The organism is Erythrobacter sp. MTPC3, from assembly GCF_042854385.1.
Classification (GTDB): domain Bacteria; phylum Pseudomonadota; class Alphaproteobacteria; order Sphingomonadales; family Sphingomonadaceae; genus Erythrobacter.
This window is the reverse complement of sequence record NZ_BTGP01000006.1, coordinates 76,804-98,283: the sequence shown is the minus strand read 5'-3', so window position 1 is coordinate 98,283 and position 21,480 is coordinate 76,804. Positions and strand designations below refer to the sequence as shown.

General features: G+C 61.5%; 23 protein-coding genes. 14 read left to right on the top strand and 9 right to left on the bottom strand.

What is annotated here, in order from left to right; all coding sequences use genetic code 11:
- Window positions 1-4 precede the first annotated feature (4 nt).
- Both ACGHU1_RS09840 and ACGHU1_RS09835 read right to left on the bottom strand, forming a co-directional pair.
- Window positions 5-358 carry a hypothetical protein gene (locus ACGHU1_RS09840; protein ID WP_390586352.1) on the bottom strand — a complete coding sequence of 118 codons (354 nt, stop codon included), beginning with the start codon at window positions 356-358 and terminating at the stop codon, window positions 5-7.
- A gap of 144 nt (window positions 359-502) precedes the next feature.
- Entirely contained in the window at window positions 503-1,900 is a 1,398-nt protein-coding gene (locus tag ACGHU1_RS09835; RefSeq protein ID WP_390586350.1) for a leucyl aminopeptidase family protein, read from the bottom strand.
- A gap of 65 nt (window positions 1,901-1,965) precedes the next feature.
- Here ACGHU1_RS09835 and ACGHU1_RS09830 point away from each other — a divergent pair, with 65 nt between their 5' ends.
- Together ACGHU1_RS09830 and map are read left to right on the top strand one after the other, a co-directional pair.
- Entirely contained in the window at window positions 1,966-2,820 is an 855-nt protein-coding gene (locus ACGHU1_RS09830; RefSeq protein ID WP_390586348.1) for a PdaC/SigV domain-containing protein, read from the top strand.
- Window positions 2,821-2,852: 32 nt separating this feature from the next.
- Window positions 2,853-3,680 carry a type I methionyl aminopeptidase gene (map, locus tag ACGHU1_RS09825; RefSeq protein ID WP_390586347.1) on the top strand — a complete coding sequence of 276 codons (828 nt, stop codon included), beginning with the start codon at window positions 2,853-2,855 and terminating at the stop codon, window positions 3,678-3,680.
- On the opposite strand, the gene ACGHU1_RS09820 is transcribed toward map, so the two are convergent.
- Complete coding sequence (locus ACGHU1_RS09820; RefSeq protein ID WP_390586345.1) at window positions 3,677-4,345, bottom strand: hypothetical protein; 669 nt, start codon at window positions 4,343-4,345, stop codon at window positions 3,677-3,679. The genes map and ACGHU1_RS09820 overlap by 4 nt on opposite strands.
- Window positions 4,346-4,525: 180 nt before the next feature.
- On the opposite strand from ACGHU1_RS09820, the gene ACGHU1_RS09815 reads away from it, so the two are divergent.
- Window positions 4,526-4,834, top strand: a complete 309-nt coding sequence (locus ACGHU1_RS09815; protein ID WP_390586343.1) for a hypothetical protein — start codon at window positions 4,526-4,528, stop codon at window positions 4,832-4,834.
- On the opposite strand, the gene ACGHU1_RS09810 is transcribed toward ACGHU1_RS09815, so the two are convergent.
- Window positions 4,831-5,481 carry a heme exporter protein CcmB gene (locus ACGHU1_RS09810; protein ID WP_390586342.1) on the bottom strand — a complete coding sequence of 217 codons (651 nt, stop codon included), beginning with the start codon at window positions 5,479-5,481 and terminating at the stop codon, window positions 4,831-4,833. The genes ACGHU1_RS09815 and ACGHU1_RS09810 overlap by 4 nt on opposite strands.
- On the bottom strand, window positions 5,478-6,092 hold the full coding sequence (gene ccmA / locus ACGHU1_RS09805) for a heme ABC exporter ATP-binding protein CcmA (protein WP_390586340.1): 615 nt from the start codon (window positions 6,090-6,092) through the stop codon (window positions 5,478-5,480). The genes ACGHU1_RS09810 and ccmA overlap by 4 nt, the downstream gene beginning before the upstream one ends.
- Window positions 6,093-6,153: 61 nt before the next feature.
- On the opposite strand from ccmA, the gene ACGHU1_RS09800 reads away from it, so the two are divergent.
- Window positions 6,154-6,459 (top strand): 4a-hydroxytetrahydrobiopterin dehydratase, encoded by a 306-nt coding sequence (locus ACGHU1_RS09800; protein ID WP_390586338.1) that lies wholly within the window; start codon window positions 6,154-6,156, stop codon window positions 6,457-6,459.
- On the opposite strand, the gene ACGHU1_RS09795 is transcribed toward ACGHU1_RS09800, so the two are convergent.
- From ACGHU1_RS09795 to ACGHU1_RS09780, 4 genes are all read right to left on the bottom strand, one after another.
- Window positions 6,460-7,287, bottom strand: coding sequence for an SDR family oxidoreductase (locus tag ACGHU1_RS09795; protein ID WP_390586337.1), 828 nt, complete (start codon window positions 7,285-7,287; stop codon window positions 6,460-6,462).
- 57 nt (window positions 7,288-7,344) lie between these two features.
- Window positions 7,345-9,315 (bottom strand): S9 family peptidase, encoded by a 1,971-nt coding sequence (locus ACGHU1_RS09790; RefSeq protein WP_390586335.1) that lies wholly within the window; start codon window positions 9,313-9,315, stop codon window positions 7,345-7,347.
- Window positions 9,316-9,451: 136 nt separating this feature from the next.
- Entirely contained in the window at window positions 9,452-10,552 is a 1,101-nt protein-coding gene (locus ACGHU1_RS09785; protein WP_390586333.1) for an endonuclease/exonuclease/phosphatase family protein, read from the bottom strand.
- 416 nt (window positions 10,553-10,968) lie between these two features.
- Window positions 10,969-11,586, bottom strand: coding sequence for a DNA-3-methyladenine glycosylase family protein (locus ACGHU1_RS09780; RefSeq protein WP_390586331.1), 618 nt, complete (start codon window positions 11,584-11,586; stop codon window positions 10,969-10,971).
- Window positions 11,587-11,713: 127 nt separating this feature from the next.
- Here ACGHU1_RS09780 and ACGHU1_RS09775 point away from each other — a divergent pair, with 127 nt between their 5' ends.
- The 10 genes from ACGHU1_RS09775 to murF all read left to right on the top strand — a co-directional run bounded on the left by ACGHU1_RS09775 (window position 11,714) and on the right by murF (window position 21,474).
- A complete protein-coding gene (locus ACGHU1_RS09775) occupies window positions 11,714-12,031 on the top strand; it encodes a 2Fe-2S iron-sulfur cluster-binding protein (protein WP_390586328.1) in 318 nt (105 codons plus the stop codon).
- A 42-nt stretch (window positions 12,032-12,073) separates the two neighbouring features.
- A complete protein-coding gene (locus ACGHU1_RS09770) occupies window positions 12,074-13,096 on the top strand; it encodes a cysteine synthase A (RefSeq protein ID WP_390586326.1) in 1,023 nt (340 codons plus the stop codon).
- Window positions 13,097-13,109: 13 nt separating this feature from the next.
- Window positions 13,110-13,523 carry a hypothetical protein gene (locus ACGHU1_RS09765; protein WP_390586324.1) on the top strand — a complete coding sequence of 138 codons (414 nt, stop codon included), beginning with the start codon at window positions 13,110-13,112 and terminating at the stop codon, window positions 13,521-13,523.
- Window positions 13,504-14,301 (top strand): hypothetical protein, encoded by a 798-nt coding sequence (locus tag ACGHU1_RS09760; RefSeq protein ID WP_390586322.1) that lies wholly within the window; start codon window positions 13,504-13,506, stop codon window positions 14,299-14,301. The genes ACGHU1_RS09765 and ACGHU1_RS09760 overlap by 20 nt, the downstream gene beginning before the upstream one ends.
- Before the next feature lie 404 nt (window positions 14,302-14,705).
- Window positions 14,706-15,218 carry a division/cell wall cluster transcriptional repressor MraZ gene (locus ACGHU1_RS09755; protein ID WP_390586319.1) on the top strand — a complete coding sequence of 171 codons (513 nt, stop codon included), beginning with the start codon at window positions 14,706-14,708 and terminating at the stop codon, window positions 15,216-15,218.
- Entirely contained in the window at window positions 15,215-16,168 is a 954-nt protein-coding gene (gene rsmH, locus ACGHU1_RS09750) for a 16S rRNA (cytosine(1402)-N(4))-methyltransferase RsmH (RefSeq protein ID WP_390586318.1), read from the top strand. The genes ACGHU1_RS09755 and rsmH overlap by 4 nt, the downstream gene beginning before the upstream one ends.
- On the top strand, window positions 16,165-16,728 hold the full coding sequence (locus tag ACGHU1_RS09745; protein ID WP_390586315.1) for a hypothetical protein: 564 nt from the start codon (window positions 16,165-16,167) through the stop codon (window positions 16,726-16,728). Before rsmH ends, ACGHU1_RS09745 begins: the two co-directional genes overlap by 4 nt.
- Window positions 16,725-18,521: a peptidoglycan D,D-transpeptidase FtsI family protein gene (locus tag ACGHU1_RS09740; protein ID WP_390586313.1), complete on the top strand. Its 1,797-nt coding sequence runs from the start codon at window positions 16,725-16,727 to the stop codon at window positions 18,519-18,521. The genes ACGHU1_RS09745 and ACGHU1_RS09740 overlap by 4 nt, the downstream gene beginning before the upstream one ends.
- Window positions 18,518-20,017, top strand: coding sequence for a UDP-N-acetylmuramoyl-L-alanyl-D-glutamate--2,6-diaminopimelate ligase (locus ACGHU1_RS09735; protein WP_390586312.1), 1,500 nt, complete (start codon window positions 18,518-18,520; stop codon window positions 20,015-20,017). Before ACGHU1_RS09740 ends, ACGHU1_RS09735 begins: the two co-directional genes overlap by 4 nt.
- Complete coding sequence (murF, locus tag ACGHU1_RS09730) at window positions 20,014-21,474, top strand: UDP-N-acetylmuramoyl-tripeptide--D-alanyl-D-alanine ligase (protein WP_390586310.1); 1,461 nt, start codon at window positions 20,014-20,016, stop codon at window positions 21,472-21,474. The genes ACGHU1_RS09735 and murF overlap by 4 nt, the downstream gene beginning before the upstream one ends.
- Window positions 21,475-21,480: the final 6 nt, after the last annotated feature.

Below are 21,480 nucleotides of genomic sequence, written 5' to 3'. Positions count from 1 at the left end.
GCTTTCAATCGATAACCTGATGCGACCGGCAATAGCCGCTGGGGCCGTCCGGTCCGGCGCAGCCCCATACCCAGTCCCCGGCGCGGTCAAGCACTTCGAATCGTGTTCCCGCGGGCAGGGTGTGCATGATTTCGCTATCATCGCGCGCGGCCAGATACAGGTCCGCGCCGCCGTCCGCGATTTCGTGGATATGCGGCACGACATAGTGCGCCGCCAGATGGGTCGAGGCGAGCGCGATGTGGGCAAGATCGCCGCGAAGGGGCAGGGTGCCCGGCGCAGGTTTGGCGACCGGACCTTTCAGCCCGAGAATGCCGTCTGGCACGCTGTAATCGCCCTCTTGCACGCTGGTGCCGTTCATTCAGCCAAACCTTCTTGCCCCGCCGCTGTCACCGCTCTGACCCCGATAGGCCGCGCGGTGACTGCACAATCCAGCGCGCTTAGCCGCAAGCATTTGCGCGGGCAAGTATGGGGCGACAGGGCATTCTCGGGCACTCAATTGACCCTAACTGCCAAAACGGTTTTTGAGCATGTGCCAGCTTGCGCGAAGGCCGTATGCAGCGCCGCCTTTGGCGCGGCCCGGTTTTGCATAGGGGCGCCATGCGAAGGTGTCGAAATGCACCCAGTCAATGTCATCGCCGACAAACCGGTCGAGGAACAGGCCCGCGACGCTTGCCCCGGCATAGGGGTTGGTCTGCGCGTTGGAGATATCGGCGATGTCGGAATTGAGGTATTCGCGGTACGCCTCTGGCAGCGGGAGCCGCCACGGTTCGTCATCATTGGCTTTGCCCGCGTCGATCAGCGCCTGCGCGGTTTCATCGCGGCGCGCCATCATCGCCGCGTAATTCGGGCCGAGCGCAACGCGCGCCGCACCGGTCAGCGTGGCGAAATCGATGATCAATTCGGGATTTTCCTCGCTCGCACGGGTCAGCGCGTCGCCAAGGATTAAACGCCCTTCGGCATCGGTGTTGTGGATTTCGACTGACAGCCCCTTACGGCTGTCCAGCACATCGCCGGGGCGAAAGGCATTGCCCGCAATCGCGTTTTCAACCGCCGGGACGAGCAGGTGCAGGCGCACTTTTAGCCCGGCATTCATGATCAGTCCGGCGAGCGCGATGGCATGGGCAGACCCGCCCATATCTTTCTTCATCAGGCGCATTCCCGATGTCGGCTTTACGTCCAGCCCACCGGAATCGAAGCACACGCCTTTTCCGACGATCGCCAGCACCGGATCGCTTTCACTGCCCCATGTCAGGTGCATGATGCGCGGGGCATGATGGCGCGCGGCGGCGCGGCCCACGGCGTGGACCATCGGATACCCTTGTTCCAGCGCATCCCCCTTCGCCACGTTAAGCGTGCCGCCATACGCCTTGGCGAGCTTTTCACATTCTGCTTCCAAAGCGGCCGGGCCCATATCCTCGGCAGGGGTGTTGACGAGATCGCGCACCAGCATTTCCGCTTCCGCTTCCGCGACGGCGGCATCAATTCGTCCCGGCTGGCCGGTCAGCAGGATGCGCGGTCCCTGCGCGCCATCGTCATCCTTGTACCGGGTGAACCGGTATTGCGCGGTCAGCCAGCCGAACATCGCCGGACCAGCGCCCGTCTCCGCCGCTTCGCCGGCGAGGCGGTAAGTGCCCTCCGGTAAGTCTTCGGCAAGTTTGGCGAGGCACCAGCTGGAAAGCTCTTTCGGATCGGCGACGCTGCCGACTGCAAAATACCCATCGCCATCGGGCACAATGCCCACCTGATAACCGCTTCCATCGAATTTTTGCGCGGTGAGGCTGGCGCGCTGGCCTGCCGAGAGCGATTTGGCGAATTCGTCATACCCCTCCTTGTTCACGAGGTGGATGGCAACGGCATCTTGGCCGCGATCGGGCTGGATCAGGTCTTTGATATCGGTCATACTCTCCCAAGTAGTGACGGCGCGGCGCATGTCACGCGGAGATTTTACGGCGAAAGGGCTGGATAATGCGGAACGGTTTGATCGGAGGCGCGGCACTGGCGGCTCTGACAGCTTTGGCGGCGTGCTCCTCTCCCGAAGAGATGGGCGAGGATGTCGGTGTCGCAATTGCCGAAACCGCCTCCATCGCCAGCGCCAGCGCGCAGGCAGTGCCGGACGCGCCAAAGCCGGTGGCCGAAGGCGCGTTCCGGTTCGAAGATACAGAAGAGGAGGGCGGTGCCCAGCGCAGGTTCCTGTATACATGGCCCAAACAGGTCGCGGCGATCCCTGCTTTGGCCGAAGTGCTGGAGGAAGAGCGCACCGCGCAGCTTACCGAACAGCAGGAATTGTGGGCCGATATGGGCGCATCCTGCCCGCCCGATTCGGCATCGTGCCGCACCGCCACATACGAAGCGGAATGGAGCGTGGTGGCCGACACTGACCGGTTTCTGAGCCTTTCCAGTTCGATCTACACCTATACCGGCGGGGCGCATGGCAATTTCGGGCGCGGTTCAATCATCTGGGACCGGGAGGCGGGCCGGTCCATCGACCCTGTGCAGTTCTTTACCTCCCCCGCCGCGCTTGACGATGCAATCGGGGACCGGGCCTGCGCGATGCTGAATAAGGAGCGCGAGGAACGGCGCGGAGAGCCGGTGCCTGTGGTCGCAACCGATTGGCCCAACCAATGCGTCGATATTGCCGAAGCGGTGATTTTCCTCGGTTCCTCCAGCGGCGCCAAATTCGACCGCATCGGCGTTTATTACGGCCCCTATGTCGCAGGCCCGTATGCAGAGGGGGATTACGAGCTGACCCTGCCTGTGTCCGCCGCCATTCTGGAGGCAGTGGAACCCGCCTACCGCGATGCTTTTGCGCCAGCAAAGTAGAAATTGGCGGCAACCCGCGCTACATAACCCGGATGACCGAATATCAACTCGTAGAGAGCACCGACACCGTCTACCGCGACGGCACGATCAAGCTGCACACCGAAGAAGGCTTCGAAGGGATGCGGAAAGCCGGACGGCTGGCTGCAACCATCCTTGATGAAGTTGCCGATCTGGTGGTGCCCGGCGTCACGACTGCGCAGATCGATGACCGCGTGCGTGAAATGACGCTGGATGCAGGCGCGGTTCCCGCGACGCTCGGCTACCGCGGCTATGCGCATTCCAGCTGCATCTCGATCAACCACGTGATCTGCCACGGCATCCCATCGGACAAGGTGCTGAAAGAGGGCGACATCCTGAATGTGGATGTCACTCCGCTGTTGGATGGCTGGCACGGCGATACGAGCCGCATGTATTTTGCAGGCGAACCATCGATCAAGGCAAAGCGGCTGGTCGATGTCACCTATGACTGCCTGATGCTGGGCATCGAAGCGGCGGGCAAACCCGGCGCGCGGCTGGGCGATATCGGCGCCGCGATTGAGGCGCATGCCAAACAGTTCCGTTACGGCGTGGTGCGCGAATTTTGCGGCCATGGTCTGGGCCGGTTGTTCCACGATGCACCCGAAGTGGTCCACGCGGCGAAAGCGGGCACAGGGCCGGAGCTGAAACCCGGCATGTTTTTCACAATCGAGCCGATGATCAACCTCGGCAAGCCATGGGCGAAAGTGCTGGGCGACGGCTGGACGGCGGTAACCCGCGACAAATCGCTATCCGCGCAGTTTGAACATTCGCTCGCAATCACGGATGACGGCGTGGAGATTTTCACCAAAAGCCCGACGGGACGCGACAAGCCGCCTTATTAAAGCGGCAGGAAAAACGCGGCCAAAACCGCCACCATCACTGCAATAACTGCCACCGAGAACACCAGCATCGCTTTGGTTTCGGGCGTCAGGCGGCCGATGGTGATCATCTCGTAACTCAGCGCGATCAGGATCGTGATCGGCAATTGCACCCCAATGGCGACTGGATCGGGTAGGCCCATCACTTGCACAATACGGGCATAGGCGGGGGTCATCAGCGCCAGCGTTCCGATCAGCATGGCCTGCCGGTGCGCGTGGATGCGGCGCTGTCTGGCGAAATGCAGCGCGGCAAAATAGAGCGGGATGAACGTCACAAATGCCGCGATGTTGACCACTGTCACTTCGAACCGGCCAAGCTCTGCGCCAATGTTCCAAGAGATAATCACGCCCGAAACCAGCATCGCCCCGACCAGTGCGATGGATGCACGGCCCAGCTGCTTATGCAGGCCAAACTTTTTCCATGCGGCGAGAGAGGCCTGGTTCGCAAACAGCGCCAGCCATGTGAGCATCGTCGCCGCATGAAAGATCACCAACGGCGTGTATCGCTCCTGCGTTTCCGGTTGCATCAGCGCCTTCGCGCCAAACGCTATCACTGTGAACAGCAGCAGCATATTCCCGATCCGCCGCAATCTGATATTTGCGGCGATCTGATCTTCGGGTTTTAACACTTGTCCTCTACCCCTGCTTGCTGGACCCAGCACTGCAACGAGCGGCAAGAAAGCTTTATCCCTGCGACCCATGAAATATTTGCTTTCTGGATCCAAAAATCAGGAGTAAATCGCGGGCGTTGTGGTGAGTCGCCGCAACGCGTGGGCGTCCGCATTTTTGTACGCCCGGAACAGTCAAAGATGGCTACAACGATAAACGAGTTTCGGGAGGGAAATCCCGAACTCAGACTACGGGCCGGCGAATTGCTCGCCCGCTATCCCCACCTAGAGCTTCGCGAATTGCACGAATTGCAGGTGTTCTACACCACGGCGCCGGCGATCGACACGGCCTTGCTGACCTGCGATCCCATGCTGATCCCGAAGATCGTGCAGTTTCAGGCCGAACAACGCGGCATGCTCAAACGTCAGACTCAGCTTGGCGCTCTGGTCACGATCACCGTCTTGTACGGTTTTTCGCTCATCTATGCGATCTGCGCCGCCGTGACTTAAACGTCCCTGGCAGCCCTGATTGCGGCGCCTGCGGCAAATGGCGCGATGGCCACCAGCCCCAGACTTATAGCAGCAACGAAGCCGAGGCTTGCTTGATCCCCGCGAGCGAGCGCGCCCGCTCCGAAAATCAGGATGGGCAGGGCGAGGGGGATGAGGAGCAGGCCCGATAGGGCTGCGCCTGCGCGCAGGCTCGCGGTTAGGGCTGCGATCATTAGCCCAATAGCTGCGAGGCCCGGCGTGCCAGCCAGCAGCCCCAGAATCAGCAGGTGCAGCGTCGGTCCGTCGAGCGCGAGCAACGCAGCGGCGGGAAAAGCCGCAAGGATCAGCGGCGGGCCAAAACTGAGCCAATGCGCCAGCAGCCGCACCGCCATCATCACTTCTTCGGTCAGGCCGCGCAGTTTCAGCTGATCGAACACGCCCAGCTCTATGTCCTGCGCCACCAGTTTTTCCAGCGGCAGGATTGCGGCGAGCAGAGCGGCGATCCACACGATGCCGCCTCCGGTCCGGCCCAGCAGCTCTGTATCCGGCCCCACGGCAAAGGGATACAGCATCGCCACCGCGACAAAGAACACGACCGGCAACGCTGCGCCTCCGCCCGCGAAGGGGAAGAATTTGCCAAGATCGCGTTTAAGCAGCGCGCCGATCATGGTGTCTCGCTTTCGCTAGCGGGCGCGTAATCCTCGATTGCCAGTGTGCGCAGCCCCTTGATCGCCAGTGGCTGGTGTGAGGCGATCAGCGCGATGCCGCCGCCGCTGACATGCAGTGCAATCAGCGCGGTGACCTGATCGATCGCCGCCGCATCCAGCCCGCTTAAAGGTTCATCGAGCAGCCAGATCGGGACATTGCGGCACAGCAGCGCGGCGAGGCCTGCACGTTTCCTTTGCCCGGTCGAAAGATAGCGAACCGGCACGTCCATCAGCGGCTCCAGCCCCATGACCAGGCGCGCCCCCGCAGGATCGCCGCAGCCATCGACCCGCTCCCAAAAGCGAAGCGCCTTTCCAAGCGGCTGGTCGGGATCGAGCGCGGTGCGTTCATCCAGCAGGCCAGTTGCGCCTTCGCAGTGTATTTCGCCGGCATAGGGCGTGGTCAAACCGGCCAACGCGCGGATCAGCGTGGTCTTGCCCGTCCCGTTCGCGCCGGTCACATGCAGCGCCTCGCCCGAACTCAAAGCAAAGGACAGGCCGCGAAAAAGCAGCCGGTCACCGCGGCGACACGCCAGTTTGTTTGCCGAAATTGAAATTTTGCCAGAACTTTGCATGCAATCATGCGTTAGGCAAAAGCACCGCCTGTCACAACAACGCTTAAAGGAAAGCTCTCCGATGGTTAAGGTTCACGAACTCGACGAAAAAGAGCGCGAAACCCTGCTCGCTGATCGCCCCGACTGGGAGCTGACGCGCGAGGGCAAGGCGATCCAGCGCACCTTCCAATTTGGCGATTTCTCCGAAGCATGGGGCTTTATGAGCCGCGTAGCGCTGCTCGCCGATTCCCATGACCATCACCCCGAATGGTTCAACGTCTATGCCAAGGTCGAGATAACATTGACCACGCACGACGCCGGAACCGATGGCGGATTGTCTCAGCGCGATGCCAAGCTGGCGCGCGCAATTGACGAGATCGCAGTGTAACTATTTACCGAGCAGCGATGCTGCATTGCGCTGTTGTTTGCGGATTCGGCCGGGCATCCAGCGTTTGGTGAAATTCAGCTGGCGCGCGGTCTTGCCGACGAGATAATGCAGGCCGTCGCCGTGGACGGCGTTCCAGATCGTTTCCGCGACTTCTTCGACCGGGGTGATTTCCAGACCTGCTGCGCGCACACGCTTGCGCACCGGCTCGTTCGAGTGGCGATTGCCGGTGCCGTCCAGCAGCGGTGTCTCGATAAAGCTGGGGCAGATTGAACAGACCTTGATTTCTTCGGGTGCCCATTCCGCGTCCAGACTTTCCGCGATGCCGCGCACTGCAAACTTGGTCGCGCTGTAAACGCTCATCCCGCTGCCGCCGGTGATCCCGGCTGCGCTGGCGATATTGACGAGGCAGGATCCCGGCGCGGTTTTTTGCAGGTAGGGATAGACCGCCTGCGCGCCGTAAAGCACCCCGCGAAGGTTGATGTCGAGGCAGCGGTCAATTTCGTCGGTTTCCAGTTCCGCCAGCGGCCCGCCGGTTCCGATCCCGGCATTGTTGACCATCACGTCAATGCGCCCGCCCGCAGCGGTGGCAAACGCCTCCAGCGCAACGTCCCACGCCGCCCGGTCGCGCACGTCGAGTTTGTGCGCGTATTTGTACCCGCCTTCGATCAGGCCGAGCGTGTCTTCCATGCCCGCATTATTAACGTCGGCAATGCCAACGAACCATCCGCGTTCCGCGAAATAGCGCGCGGTTGCGCGCCCGATGCCCGATGCGCCGCCGGTTATGAAAATGCTGCGGCGCGGCTCGCCTGCCTGATCCTGTGCGCTCATATGATCCCTCTCCTCAATTGCTATTTGCAACCGGTTTAGGGAGGGCTGCGCGGTTTGTCATTCCCCCAGAGCGGTTTTCAGACCCTTTACGTGAGCGGCGCCTTCCACAATTTCGACCGTCGCAGGCTCCAGCACCTCGCCCAAAGGCTCGGCCCGCCCGCCCAGTGTTTCGCTAAGGAAATTTTCGGTCACGGCAAAGAACGAGATTGAGTTGGCAGGCTTGGCAAAGCCGTGCCCTTCGTCAGGGTAGAGCACATAAGTCACGGGGATGCCTGCATCCTTCATCGCGCCGACGATCTGGTCGCTTTCCGATTGCTTGACGCGCGGATCGTTTGCGCCCTGGCCGATCAGCAGCGGTTTGGTGATGGCATCCGCTTTATGAAGCGGGCTGGCGGCCTTGAGAAGCGCAAGTCCCTCTTCGGTTTCGGGATTGCCCATGCGCTCGTGAAAAATCTTCACCATCGGCGCCCAGTACGGCGGGATAGTGCCGAGCAGCGTTTCGAGGTTGGACGGGCCAACAATATCGACCCCGCATGCAAACACGTCCGGCGTAAAGGCGAGGCCCGCCAGCGTCGCGTATCCGCCGTAAGACCCGCCCATGATCGCCACCTTGTCTTCGATAGCGATACCCTCCGACACAGCCCAGCGGACCGCATCGATCAGGTCGTCATGCATGGCGAGGCCCCACTGCTTGTTGCCCGCGTTGATGAAGCCTTTGCCAAAGCCGGTCGATCCGCGGAAATTGACAGACAGCACCGCATAACCGCGATTGGCGAGCATCTGGTGGGTCGAATTAAAGCCATAGGTATCGCGCGCCCACGGCCCGCCATGGACCAGAAGGACCATCGGAACGGGCGCGGCTGGCCGCCCCGTGCCGTCCGCATCGCTGCCCGCTGGCAGGGTGAGATACGATGGCAGGGTCAGCCCGTCGCGTGCCGTAATCTCAACCGGGTGCATGGGCTGGAGCGGTGCGCCGTCCAGTTCGGGGCGGGAGACATAGAACGGCGTCAACGTGCCGACATCGCGGTCATAGATGTGCGTCGCAATCGGTGCGCCCAGCGGATCGTTCCACACGATCCAGATGCGGTCATCATCGGTGCGGCTCATGACGCCGTATTCGCCTTCAAACTGGGTGCGCAGCCAGTCGAGCGAGGCTTTCAGATCGTCGTCGAGCGCGGTCCATTCGGTCTTAAGGTAATTGGCCGAATACGCCAATATCTCGCCTGTCTGCTGGTGGCGGATCGTGCCTCCGATATCGGCCTTGTCATTCTCCGCAATAAGGGAGCGTTTCCCGCTGGCCGTGTCCTGCGCATACAGCGCAGCGGTGTCGCGGTCACGGCTGTCGAGCCAGTACAGGATCGAGCCATCGGTGGTGTAGCCCGCGGGCGCAGTGGTGAGCGAATCTTCCATCGCCGTGCTTTCGAACGGCTCATCCTCGACAGCGCCATCGGCAAAGCGGAAATAGTCGGTCCCGCCCGCGTCATTCTGCGCCATCGCCATGCGCAGCGTCAGCGTGTCGTCGGCCATGAACCCGGCATAGGTGTTGTTTTCATAAACCAGCGTGAGATCGCCGGTGTTGAGGTCGAGCAGGTGAACATCGTGCCATTGCGGATCGCGGTTGTTGAGGCCGACCAGCACCTTGTCCTTGTGCGTTTCAGATCCGCCAACAACATCCACCCGCGTATTCTCGAACGGGGTGAGGCAAGTCTCCGCTCCGGTCGCCATATCGATCCGGTAAAGCAGGAAGTTTTCATCCCCGCCCTTGTCCTGGATATACCCTACGCTCTTGCCATCGGGCGCCCAGAAATGGTCGCGGATCGGTCGGTCGGTGGAGTTTGTAATCGCCTTTGCATCATCGGGATTTGCGCGCGGAGCAATCCAGATGTTGAGCGTACCGTCCAGCGGTGCGAGCCAGCTAAGCCAAGTGCCATCGGGGCTGATCTTTCCCTGAGCGCGCGTCGGATTGCCGAACAGGTGCTCACGCGGGATCAGCGGGAATTGGTCGATAGCGGTATTGGCAGCGGTCATGGTGTCTCCCTTGGGTAAGGGTGACAGCTAAGGTCGCGGCGCAGAAATGCAATCGGGCGGCGTTTGAGAAGGGGGTTGGGTACCGCTTCGGCCGCGGACGTGCGGACACACGCGAGTGCCGACTTCTTCCGCTCCCTTAACCCGCTTCGCCTTCTATCCGGTCCTCAGCTGCATCTTCCTCGAATTCTTCCTGAACCTCATCTGCTTCGCGTTCATTTTCCGCGTCAGGACCATCGATTTCTTCGTTGCGCTGTTCTGCCGCAGCTGGGTTGAGGCACAACTGCGCGATGACAGGGCGGTGGTCCGAACCGACCGGCTGGCCCACATCCATGCTCTTGAGCAGAAATTCCCGCGTTACAAACAGATGGTCTAGCGGCCAGCCAAGCCACGTTTTATCAGCCGGGAATGTCGCATAGGTTCCGCGTCCGATGCGCGGATCAAGGAAACTGCCGATTTCTCGAAACAGTACGGTGGTGTCGGACCAGGCCACATCGTTGAAATCACCGATCGCCAGCACCGGCATGTCCAGTTCTCTTGACCTATCGGCAGCAGCGATGATTTCCGCATCCCGCTCCTCGGTGTCCTGATCTGGAACCGGGGGGCGCGGATGAAGCCCGATGACCCGGAATTCATCATCGCCCGCCATGAGCGTTGCGAAAATCGACGGCGTATCTTTCTGCGCCAGATCCTGGATCGATGCGTCGGTCATGGGCAGGCGGGTTGCGAACATCAGTCCGTATTTGTTGTCCAGCGGACGATGCAGCTGACCGGTATAGCCCGACATGACGGGAGCCATGGCATTGGCCCACGCTTCATCTGTTTCCATGAGAAAGAGGATGTCGGGATCAACATCGCGGATCAATTCTACCGTGCGCTGATAATCGCGGTTGTCTTGCAACACGTTCAGCGTGAGCACCGTGAAGCACCCGTTTTCTTCGCCGGGCCGTGTGTTTGCAACCTCGACACCTGCGACCGGTGTGTAGGGATAGACCCTGTATATTTGCCACACGCCCAGACCCGCCAGAATCAGCGGCAGCCAAGGGCGCCAGCCACGGTCGAAGAACCAGAGGCCAATCGCCGCAAGGATCGTCACGATCAGGATTTGAACTCTCGGGAAATCCCAGATCCGCACCCACCATTGATTGAGATCGGTCGTGCTGAGAAGAGTTCCGGCAATCAAGCAGATAGCGATTAAACGCAGGAGCCAGAGCCCTGCCGATTTCCATGGAAATTTCATCGAGTTATCCGTTTGGCCTTGTGACATTCGTAAGCAGCTAGCCGCTTTTCATCCTTTAAGCGAGACACCTTAAACGCAGACGAAATCGTAAAGGGCCAATGACATGTGGAAACGCCTGTTTTCGCACCAACTGACCGCCGTTCAATCCGTCAGAACGGGTAAATTTACTTGATGCCGGTAACTCAAAAACCCCACACCTTCGATTTCCTACACCTTGCTAATCGGCTAGCGCGGCGACAGCTCTTTCAAATCGTCGATCCCCGTCTTTTGCCGTCTCGGCTGCCGATGCGCGCGCGTTCTGTGTTGGACAAGTGTCACCCGTGTCCTACACCGCGTAATCCATCTAAATCAGCGGTTTAACCCTGTAGGCACCGCATGACATGTTGGAGAATGTGTCACCCGTTTCCCATGCGCCCCTAGAGCGCCGGGTTCGCATAATAATGCCACGTGAACACCGCCATTGCGCCCCGGTGCGGTGACCATTGCTCGCCAATCTCTCGCAGTTCTTTTTCCTTGGGCCGCTCGTCCAGTTCCAGCAGGCGCTTTACCCCCTCCTGCACGGCGAGGTCGCCTGCGGGCCAGATATCGCTGCGGCCCTCGGCGAACAGCAGGTAGATCTCTGCCGACCAGCGCCCGACGCCTTTGATCCGGGTCAGTTCCTCGATGGCGGCTTCGTCGCCCTCGGGCAGCGCTTCGAAGTTGACCTCGCCCGCTTCCACCAATTCGCACAGGCTGCGGGCATAGCCCTGTTTCTGGCGCGACAATCCGCAGGCGCGCAGCGTGTCGAAATCCCGTTCCAGCAGGCAGCCGGGCGTGAAATCAGCGCCCAGCTCCGCCTCCAGCTTGTTCCACATAGAGCTTGCCGCGGCGACGGAGACTTGCTGGCCGACGATTGTCCTCAGCAAAGTCTTATACCCCCGGTCCCGCTGGCGCGGCTCGGGATAGCCGACGCGCTGCAATTCCGCCGCGAGCCGGTCATCCTCATCCGCCAGAGCGTCCAGCCCGTAATTAATCTGCTGTGCTGTCAGGCCCACTCTTACTTTCCCTAGCTTGCGAGGCTGAATTCTTGTCTTATCTGCCGGAACGCCCTAGCAGCGCGGCTGTTTTACCGATAGCGCGCATTCTTGCGTTCAATGCCAATCCAAAGAGGAAGCGTACCCTATGCCAAAGCTCGTCGTCACCAGCCGTGAAGGTGAAACCAGCGAAATCGAGGTCGAAGACGGCCTGACCGTGATGGAAGCCATTCGCGACAATGGTTTTGACGAACTCTTGGCGCTGTGCGGTGGATGCTGTTCCTGCGCGACGTGCCACATCCACGTGACAGGCGGCGCAACGGACAAGCTGCCGGCCATGAGCGAAGATGAGGACGATCTGTTGGAATCCTCCGAGCACCGCACCGAAAATTCGCGCCTGTCGTGCCAGATCCCGCTGACGCCGGAACTCGACGGGCTTAAGGTGACTATCGCGCCGGAAGATTAATGTTGATTGCGGGACGTTGGGCAGCAGCCTAATTCCCACGCTATGAACATTACTCAACCTGTCGGCGATACACTCGCCCTGATCGGAAATACGCCGCTGGTCCGCCTTTCCGGGCCAAGCGAGGCGGCTGGCTGCGACATCTGGGGCAAGTGCGAATTTGCCAATCCGGGTTCATCGGTAAAGGACCGCGCGGCGCTTTACATGATCCGCGATGCCGAAGAACGCGGCGAATTGCAGCCCGGCGGCACCGTGATCGAGGGTACGGCGGGCAACACCGGTATCGGGATTGCGCTGGTCGCCAACGCGCTCGGTTACAAGACGGTCATCGTCATGCCGGACAACCAGTCGAAAGAGAAAATGGACACGCTGCGGGCATTGGGCGCGCGGCTGGTCCTTGTTCCGCCGACCAAATATGCCGACCCTGCGCATTTCCAGCACGTCTCGCGCCGCATGGCCGAGGAGACTGAGGGCGCGATCTGGGCCGGGCAGTTCGATAACGTCGCCAATCGCAAGGCTCATATCGAGGGCACGGCGCAGGAATTGTGGGAGCAGACCCGCGGCAAGATAGACGGCTTCACCTGCGCGGCAGGCACGGGCGGAACCATCGCCGGTGTGGGCATGGGGCTGAAAGAAAAGAATGAAGATGTTCGCATCGCTCTAACCGATCCGCACGGGGCGGCGCTTTACAATTACTACGCCCACGGCGAATTGAAGGGCGAGGGATCTTCGGTCGCTGAAGGGATCGGACAGGGCCGCATCACCGCCAATCTCGAAGGCGCGCCGATTGATACGCAGTTCCGCATTTCCGATGAGGAAGGCATGATCTGGGTCGAGCGGCTGCTGCGCGAAGAGGGCCTTTGCCTCGGCCTGTCCTCAGGCATAAATGTCGCAGGCGCGATTGCGCTGGGCAAGCAATTGGCCGCCGAAGGGCGCGATAATCCGCAGGTTGCGACAATCCTGTGCGACACAGGTTTCCGCTACCTGTCGACGCTCTACAACGCCGAGTGGTTAGCGGCGAAGGGTCTGCCGGTGTTCGATTGGCTGGCGCAAGGCGATAGCGCCTGATAGTCTGACACGCATGGCAAGACGCAAACTTTTCGGCGTGATCGAGAGCGACGGCACTGGTGCCCCCGGCACAGGTAGGGCTCCCGAAAACGCACCGCTTGGCGGGACGCGGGCGGAAGCGTTGCAGCGGCTTCAGGTCGGGCTGTTCGGCATCTTTGCGATGATGCTGCTGGTCGGTCTGGCAAGCATCATCGGCAGTCAGGCCGAATTGACCGAGGCGGAGGCCGTGCCTGATGCCGCGCCGACAACCGAACCGACAGAAGCTGCGCCGCAGCGCGATCCTCTGGTCGATGCAGGCGTCGTGCCCGACATTCCGACCGAGCCTTCGCCAACGCCGCAGCCAGCGCCCACGAGTGATGCGGGAACCGGGTTGCAACTGCCCCCAGAGCGACCAGCAAGCCCCGCCGATGTCGAACCTTCGCGCTAGCGCGCTGGCCATAGCGGCCGCGCTGCTCGCTCTTCCCGGTTGCAACGGTCCTGCGGCAGAAGCGGAGACGGCTGATCCGGCTGCTGCGACCGAGACAGCAAAACCTTCGCTGGGCGTCATGTCCAGCCTGCCGCTTTACTGGCCGCTCGGCGCGAGTTTCACGCAAATCACCTCGGGCACGGCGGATACTCCATGGCAGCGGGAGGTGCTGGAACAGCGATACGATCTGGTCCCGCTCGATACGCTGACACCGATTGCCGCCCTGTCGCCTGACGAACCGGATACGGACCCGCTCGCGAACCTCGACCAGATTGCGATCGTCCAGCCGCGCGGTCTTGCGCCGGCCGACAATGCCGCGCTCGATGCATGGGTGCGCGGCGGCGGGCAATTGCTGCTGGTGCTCGACCCTGCGCTCACCGCCGAATACGACCTTCCGCTTGGCGATCCGCAAAGACCGGTCGCGACCGCCCTGATCGTCCCTGTGGTTGCGCGTTGGGGATTGGCGATGAGCTTCACCGTGCAGGATACGTTTGCACAAGGCGTACGCGAAGTTCCATTGGGCGAGGGTGCGATAACCATCATGCAGGGCGGCGATTTGACCGTGACCGATGCAGCTGCTGCCGACTGCGAGATTATCGCAGGAAATGCCGTGGCCAAATGCGCAGTGGGCGACGGGCAGGTAACGCTGGTGGCCGATGCCGCTGTGTTCGAGCATCCCGAGCTCGCCGGGCAAAACGGCGAGATTATTCATGCACTTCTCGGCTTTGCATTCGACTGAGGCGCTGCTGGGGAAAATACGGGATCGGGCGGCCGCTGCGCGACTCCGGGCTGGGAATCGAGCCGAATTTCGCAGGATTTGAGGGGATTGCCGCGGTTTCCTACGGGAAAGTGCGGGAAGAGGCGGGTTTTTGCGGGTGTATTAAGCATACTGATTATCCAAAGAAACCTATATAAATCAGATACTTTCCGTTTAATCCCTATATTTCCCGCAAAAAGCCCTTTCATCATACTGTGATCCCCGATATTACCGTGTTCTATCAAACATAGCTGTTTGCCCCGCGTCGTCCGTCTGGTTCGCCGCGCTGCCTCCGTTTGCGCGGGGGTGGTGATGGGGAAGCTGTGTTTGCCGCAATCGGCCTTTCACAGGGGTGGGCCGACCGGGGAGAAAGGGAGTTGGGAGCCGTGTCTGCGCTCGGGACATATAGCGGAAAAGCCTATTCGCCTGCGGGCGATAAGGGTCGCTTTGTCCTGCCGCCAGCCTTTCGCAAAGCGGTCAAGGATAGCTCCGGCGGCAGCAAAACACTGTGCCTTGCCGCTCACGAAAAATTCGACTGCCTGATCGGGTTCGGCCTGTCGCGCATTGATGAGCTGCACAAACAGCTCGACCGCGAAGAAGAGCGCGCGACCCGTATGAACCTGACCGAGTTCGACCGCGATATCCGCGCCCAGCAATTGTTCGGTTTTGAACAGCTGCCCTTTGATGACAGCGGGCGTTTCGTCATGCCCGATCACTTGCGCGATCTCGGCAATGTCGATGGCGGTCTGTATTTCCACGGCGCGGGCGAGTTCTTCTTCGTCTGGAACCCGGATGAACTGGCCCGCATGGATAAAAGCTTTCGCGGGGCGCAGGTCAGCTGCGCCAGCCTGATGAAAGAGGCTGCGGCCAAAGCGGCAAAGAAAGGGGCGGGCAAATGACCGGCGCGCCTCACATCCCCGTCCTGCTCGATGAAGTCGTTGCGGCCATCGCTCCGCGCGAAGGGCTGTCTGTCGTCGATGCGACCTTTGGTGCGGGCGGATATTCCGCCGCGCTGCTGGACGGCGGTGCACGTGTCTATGCGTTTGACCGCGATCCCGATGCGATCCGCGAGGGCGCAGCGATGGTCCAGAAATATGGCGGCCAGCTTTCCCTCCATGCCGAACGTTTCTCCGAAATGCAGGCAGAGCTGGAACGCATCGGTGTCCCCCAGGTCGATGCGGTGGTCATGGATATCGGCGTGTCTTCGATGCAGCTGGATCAGGGCGCGCGCGGCTTTGCCTTTTCCAATGACGGCCCGCTCGACATGCGCATGAGCCAGGACGGGCAGAGCGCCGCCGATTTCCTGAACAATGCCGACGAAGCAGCGATTGCAGACGTGCTCTACGAATACGGCGAAGAACGTCAGTCGCGCCGCGTTGCCCGCGCCATTGTCGCCGCTCGCCCGCTGGAAACGACAGGCGAACTGGCCCGCGTCGTGCGCCGCGCCTTGGGACATAAACCGCATGACAAGAAAGACCCGGCAACCCGCACATTTCAGGCGGTTCGGATCCATGTGAACGATGAACTGGGGGAGCTTCGCGCTGGCCTATCTGCGGCAGAGGCGCTGCTGAAAGAGGGCGGCGTTCTGGCCGTGGTCAGCTTTCACAGCCTCGAAGACCGCATCGTCAAACGCTTTTTCAAACAGGCGTCGGGCGCTGGCCGCGCTGTGTCGCGCCATCTGCCGGGTGAAATTCCCGGACCCGATCCGGTTTTTACCAAGGTTTCAAAGGCGATCCGGCCATCGCAGGCCGAAATTGATCGCAACCCGCGCGCGCGGTCTTCAACGCTGCGCCACGCGGTTCGCACCAGCGCACCTGCGCGCCAGCACGATGAGGAGATAGCGGCATGATCGTAACGTCCACTCAAATGCGCTCGCTCGGCTGGGTTGCTCTTTTGGCGGTTTGCATATCGCTGTTCGTGGTGCTGAGCCTGCGGGTTCACGCGGTGAAAAGCGAAGTGCTGCTTGCAGAGCGGGAGATCGTTTCGCTGGAACGGCAGGCAAAGCTGCTGGAAACCGAATTCGAAACACGCGCCAGCCAGCGCCAGCTTGCCAACTGGAATTCGGTCGAGTTCGGATTCGAAGCGCCGCGTGCCGACCAATATCTCGAAGGGGAGCGTCAACTCGCCAGCCTTGGTCAGCCGCTTGGCCCCGATGCGCCGCGCCAGATCCGCGTTGCGCGCGCCGATACCGGCGTGGACGCCGAAATGGCTGCGGAACCGCGCGAAATGGTCTCGCCCATCACCGGTGCGCCCATCACGCTCGCTTCTGCTGCGGTTGAAGAGGATGCCAGCACCGTCATCGCCGATGCATTCGGGGATTTCCTGATCGAGGCGTCACCGATCCGCGCGGCGAATGCCCGCACATCGGCCAGCGCCAGCCTCGCCAGTGAAGCGGTCGGCGGCGAATGAATGCGATAAGCCCCGCTTTGGGATTTGCCTTTGCGGATGAACCGCGGTCAGCCCAGACAGGCAGACCGGGCGCAGGCCTTGCCGCGGCGCAAGGTCCGGCGATCCCGGCGGGCCGTGTTCAGCTGGTGCAATTGCGTTTCCAATCCCTGCTTACCGCCCGTTTGCGGGTGCTTTTGATCGCGGCGATATTTACTGCTGTGGCCGTCACTGCGATCCTGCGCATCACTTGGCTTGGCTTTGCCGGGTCGGCGCCGACGCAGTCCAGCCTTGCTGATCAACTGCTTCCGCCGCGCGGAGAGATCACTGACCGTAATGGCGCACCGCTGGCGCGGGCGTTTCCCGCCTACGCTCTGTGGTATGATCCCGATGCGATGGGCGATGGCGGCTCTCCATTGGTGGGCGATCCAGAGGACGTGGCGGCGAAACTGGCGAGTATCTTCCCCGATATGGATGCGGCCAAAACGGCCAAGCGGCTGGCGAGCGGCAAAAGCGGTTACCTGCGCCGCCGCGTGCTGCCCGAAGATGCAAACCGTGTGTTTGAAATGGGCGAGATCGCGCTGCAATTCCCGCAGGAAACGGATCGTCATTATCCGCAGGGATCGCTGGCGGCGCACGTGCTTGGCTATGTGGTCGAACAGCAAGGCGGCAAAATCGGCATGGAGCAGGTGCTGGAAGAGCGCCTGTCGGACCCGGACCTGCGCGGCGATCCTGTTGCATTGTCAATCGACGTCCGGGTGCAAGGCGCGCTTGAGGATGAGCTGCGACGCGGAATGCTGGCAACCGATGCGCTGGGTGCAGCGGGCATCGTGCTGGATGTCGACACGGGCGAGATCATGGCGATGGCCTCGCTTCCGGAATTCGACCCCAATGTTGTTGGCGCGGATGGTGCGCCCAATGTCTTCAACCGCGCGACCAACGGCGCGTATGAACTTGGCTCGACGTTCAAGCCGCTGACAGTCGCCGCAGCAATCGACGCCGGTATCGTGCGCGATCTGGGACGGGACTGGGATGCGACCACGGTAGAGGTTGGCAAACGCCGTATCCGCGATCTCAAACCCAAGGGCGAAGTCCTGAACGTGCCGCAGGCGCTGATCTATTCATCGAACACCGTGACCGCGCGGATCGCGGACAAGCTGGGCACGGAACGCATGCAGCAACTGCTGGTTGACCTGAACATGGACAAGCGGCCGTTCATTGAACTGCCGGCGCGCGGCAAACCGCTATGGCCGCAAGACCCGGCCAATCGCCACACCAATATGGTGATCGGCTATGGCCACTCGCTAGCCGTGACACCGCTGCATCTCGCCAATGCCTATGCGGCGATGGTCAATGGCGGTATCTGGCGCCCTGCAACCCTGCATAAGCTGAGCGCCGCCGATGTGCCGCGCGGAGAGCGCGTTTTCAAGGCATCGACCTCTTCACGGATGCGCCAGATGCTGCGCATGATCTCGATCTATGGAACGGGCCGCAGCGCCGATGCTCCGGGCTTTCGGGTCGGGGGCAAAACTGGCTCTGCGGAAAAGCCCAGCAATGGCCGGTACAGCCAGCGCAAGATTATCTCTACTTTCGCCGCCGCCTTCCCGATGGACCGCCCGCGCTATGTCGTGGTTGCGATGATTGATGAGCCGCGCGGCACGGTCGCCAGCTCTTTTCAGCGGACCGCCGCGTTTAACGCTGCGCCTGTTGTCGGGCGGCTGGTCCCGCGCATTGGCCCGATGCTGGGTGTGCGGCCCGATGCGAACCGCGACGTCGATATCTCCGACCTTCGGTATCTGGTTGAGAAGCGCAAATGAAGCTGGCCGATTTGATGGCGCGTGCCGGACTGGACGGGGTTGAGGCGGCAGGCGACCTGCGCGTCACCGGCTTCGCCATTGACCACCGCAAAATCGCGCCTGGCACGGTTTTCGGCGCGTTTCAGGGCGCCAATTTCAATGCCGAGGAATTTATCGCCGACGGGATTGAGGCAGGCGCAGTCGCGGTTGTTGCCCGTCCAGAGGCCGCAGTCGAAGGCGCGCTGCATGTAAGCAGCGAAGAGCCGCGCCGAACATTTGCGCTGCTGGCGGCGCAATTTTTCACGCCAGTGCCGCCGCATATCGCCGCGATCACCGGCACCAATGGCAAAACCTCATGCGCCGAAATGACCCGGCAGATTTGGCGCATGTGCGGAGAGCGCGCGGCCAGTATCGGCACGCTGGGTGTGACCACGCCCGATGGCAGCGTCTCCACCGGACTGACGACGCCGGACATCGTCACGTTCCTTTCCAATATGAGCGGCCTCGCGCGGGAAGGCGTAACCCATGTCGCCTATGAAGCATCCAGCCACGGCCTTTCGCAGTTCCGCAATGAAGGTCTGCCGGTCAGCGCCGCTGCCTTCACCAATTTCAGCCGCGATCACCTCGATTATCATGGCACAATGGAGGAATATTTCGCCGCCAAGATGCGGCTGTTTGGCGAAGTGGTCGACGCGGGCGCACCTGCGGTAATCTGGCATGGCGAGGGCAGCGATGACTGGTCCAGCCGCGCCATCGATCACGCCAGGGCGCAGGACTTGCGCGTGCTTACCGTGGGCGAGCAGGGTGAATTCCTCCGCCTTTCCGCGCGCGAAGCCACCCAGCTGGGTCAGACGCTGACGATCGAGCATGACGGGGAAAGCTACACTATCAAACTGCCGCTGATTGGCGCGTATCAAGCGGCAAACGCACTCGTTTCCGCTGCACTGGCGCTGGCGAGCGGGGCAGATCGTTCGCAGGTATTCGATGCCATTGGCCGCTTGCAACCTGTGCGCGGGCGATTGGAGCGTGCGGTCATCACTGCCACCGGCGCGCCCGTTTACGTCGATTATGCGCATACGCCGGACGCTCTGGAGGCGGCAATTATTGCCCTGCGTCCGCATGTGAGCGCGGATAGAGGCGGAAAGCTGATCGCAGTTTTTGGCGCAGGCGGTGACCGTGACACGGGCAAACGCGCTCCGATGGGAGAGGCCGCTTCGAAAAACGCAGACCTCGTCATTGTGACGGACGATAATCCCCGCGGCGAAGATGCTGCCGCGATCCGGCAGGCTGTTCTGTCGGGCGCGGGTTCAAATACTTCGGAAATTGGCGGACGGCGCGAAGCCATCGCTTCGGCCATCGCTCAGGCGGGACCAAACGACATTATTCTAATCGCAGGCAAGGGCCACGAAGAGGGCCAGATAATCGGGTCGGGAGACAACATGCGGGTATTGCCGTTCAACGATGTTCAGGTCGCACGTGAATGCGCGGCGCAATTTGCCTCGGGCGGCGCGTCATGAGCGCGGCCCACGCATTGCTGCGCGCCTGGCCCGCCGACCGCCGCGACGAATTGCCGCTCGCGCTGTGGGATGCTGCCGCGATTGCCAAGGCGACCGGCGGGACGGCCAGCCACGATTTTCGGGCCTCCGGTATCGAAATGGATTCGCGCGATGTGCGCCCCGGCGACGTATTCGTCGCTCTCAAAGGGGAGGCGATGGACGGGCACAAGTTCCTGGCCGCCGCTTTTAACAAGGGTGCGGTTGCCGCCATCGTGGACCGCCCGGTCGATTATCCGCATGTGCTGGTCGAAGACACAACAAAGGCGCTGCACGATCTCGCCCATGCGGCGCGCGATCGTTCGCCTGCCACGCGGATTGCGATCACTGGATCGGTTGGCAAAACCGGCGTGAAAGAGGCGATTTTCAGCGCACTCGACCGGTCCAGCAGGGGCGCAGCACACCGCAGCGTCCGCAGTTATAACAACCATGTGGGCGTTCCTTTAAGCCTTGCACGGCTACCAGCGCGCTCCAAATTCGGCGTGTTTGAAATGGGCATGAACCATGCAGGCGAAATCGCGCCGCTGACCGAGCACGTGCGCCCCGATGTCGCGCTCATCACCACCATTGCCCCAGTTCACATCGAACATCTCGGCAGTGAAGAGGCGATTGCGGACGAAAAATCGCAAATATTCACCGGCCTTGCAAAAGGCGGCACCGCGATCATTCCCGCCGATAGCGAGCACACTGCGCGCATGATCGGCCACGCAAAATCGCTGGGTGTCACCATCGTTACCTTTGGCCGCAGCGCCGATGCCGATGTGCGATTGCTCGATGCCATTCCCGTGGCGAGCGGCGGGTCGCTTGTCACAGTCGACATGGGCGATCAGCGGCTTTGCTATACCGTGGCAGAACCGGGCGAACACTGGATCGGCAACTCGCTTGGTGTCATGGCGGCAGTGCGCGCGGCGGGCGGCGATCTTGCGGCGGCGGGATTGGCCCTTGCGGAAATGGGCGGATTGAAAGGTCGCGGTGCGCGGCTGGATATCGAGGTTGCTGGCGGCAAAGCGTTGATGCTGGATGAAAGCTATAACGCCAACCCTTCTTCTATGCGCGCGACCCTGCGCCAGCTTGGCCAGACCCCGGCACACCGCCGCATTGCAGTGTTGGGCACCATGGGCGAACTGGGTGATTTTTCCCCGCGCTTTCACGCGCAACTTGCCGAACCGATTGGCGATGCCAAGATCGATCACGTCATTCTGGTGGGCGAAGAGATGCGCCATCTGGCTGCACAGCTGGGGAAAGGGACCGCCGACCCGCTTGGCTTTGTGCCCGGCTTCGACCATTGCCAAGACAGTGCCGAGGCCATCGCACAGCTAGAGCAATTCGGCCTGACCCACGGCGATGTGGTACTGGTCAAAGGCTCCAACTTCCTTGGTCTCGGAAAGCTGGTGACACACTTTACGAGCACGCCGGACTGATCCGGA

Bases quoted from the DNA above. Each gene is read 5' to 3' on its own strand.
- ACGHU1_RS09790 (WP_390586335.1), bottom strand. From the start codon at position 9,315: ATGACCGCTGCCAATACCGCTATCGACCAATTCCCGCTGATCCCGCGT.
- map (WP_390586347.1), top strand. From the start codon at position 2,853: ATGACCGAATATCAACTCGTAGAGAGCACCGACACCGTCTACCGCGAC.
- ACGHU1_RS09760 (WP_390586322.1), top strand. From the start codon at position 13,504: ATGTCGAACCTTCGCGCTAGCGCGCTGGCCATAGCGGCCGCGCTGCTC.
- ACGHU1_RS09740 (WP_390586313.1), top strand. From the start codon at position 16,725: ATGAATGCGATAAGCCCCGCTTTGGGATTTGCCTTTGCGGATGAACCG.
- ACGHU1_RS09815 (WP_390586343.1), top strand. From the start codon at position 4,526: ATGGCTACAACGATAAACGAGTTTCGGGAGGGAAATCCCGAACTCAGA.
- ACGHU1_RS09770 (WP_390586326.1), top strand. From the start codon at position 12,074: ATGAACATTACTCAACCTGTCGGCGATACACTCGCCCTGATCGGAAAT.
- ACGHU1_RS09835 (WP_390586350.1), bottom strand. From the start codon at position 1,900: ATGACCGATATCAAAGACCTGATCCAGCCCGATCGCGGCCAAGATGCC.
- ACGHU1_RS09765 (WP_390586324.1), top strand. From the start codon at position 13,110: ATGGCAAGACGCAAACTTTTCGGCGTGATCGAGAGCGACGGCACTGGT.
- ACGHU1_RS09840 (WP_390586352.1), bottom strand. From the start codon at position 358: ATGAACGGCACCAGCGTGCAAGAGGGCGATTACAGCGTGCCAGACGGC.
- ACGHU1_RS09810 (WP_390586342.1), bottom strand. From the start codon at position 5,481: ATGATCGGCGCGCTGCTTAAACGCGATCTTGGCAAATTCTTCCCCTTC.
- ACGHU1_RS09775 (WP_390586328.1), top strand. From the start codon at position 11,714: ATGCCAAAGCTCGTCGTCACCAGCCGTGAAGGTGAAACCAGCGAAATC.
- ACGHU1_RS09735 (WP_390586312.1), top strand. From the start codon at position 18,518: ATGAAGCTGGCCGATTTGATGGCGCGTGCCGGACTGGACGGGGTTGAG.
- ACGHU1_RS09785 (WP_390586333.1), bottom strand. From the start codon at position 10,552: ATGAAATTTCCATGGAAATCGGCAGGGCTCTGGCTCCTGCGTTTAATC.
- ACGHU1_RS09795 (WP_390586337.1), bottom strand. From the start codon at position 7,287: ATGAGCGCACAGGATCAGGCAGGCGAGCCGCGCCGCAGCATTTTCATA.
- rsmH (WP_390586318.1), top strand. From the start codon at position 15,215: ATGACCGGCGCGCCTCACATCCCCGTCCTGCTCGATGAAGTCGTTGCG.
- ACGHU1_RS09830 (WP_390586348.1), top strand. From the start codon at position 1,966: ATGCGGAACGGTTTGATCGGAGGCGCGGCACTGGCGGCTCTGACAGCT.
- ccmA (WP_390586340.1), bottom strand. From the start codon at position 6,092: ATGCAAAGTTCTGGCAAAATTTCAATTTCGGCAAACAAACTGGCGTGT.
- ACGHU1_RS09745 (WP_390586315.1), top strand. From the start codon at position 16,165: ATGATCGTAACGTCCACTCAAATGCGCTCGCTCGGCTGGGTTGCTCTT.
- murF (WP_390586310.1), top strand. From the start codon at position 20,014: ATGAGCGCGGCCCACGCATTGCTGCGCGCCTGGCCCGCCGACCGCCGC.
- ACGHU1_RS09800 (WP_390586338.1), top strand. From the start codon at position 6,154: ATGGTTAAGGTTCACGAACTCGACGAAAAAGAGCGCGAAACCCTGCTC.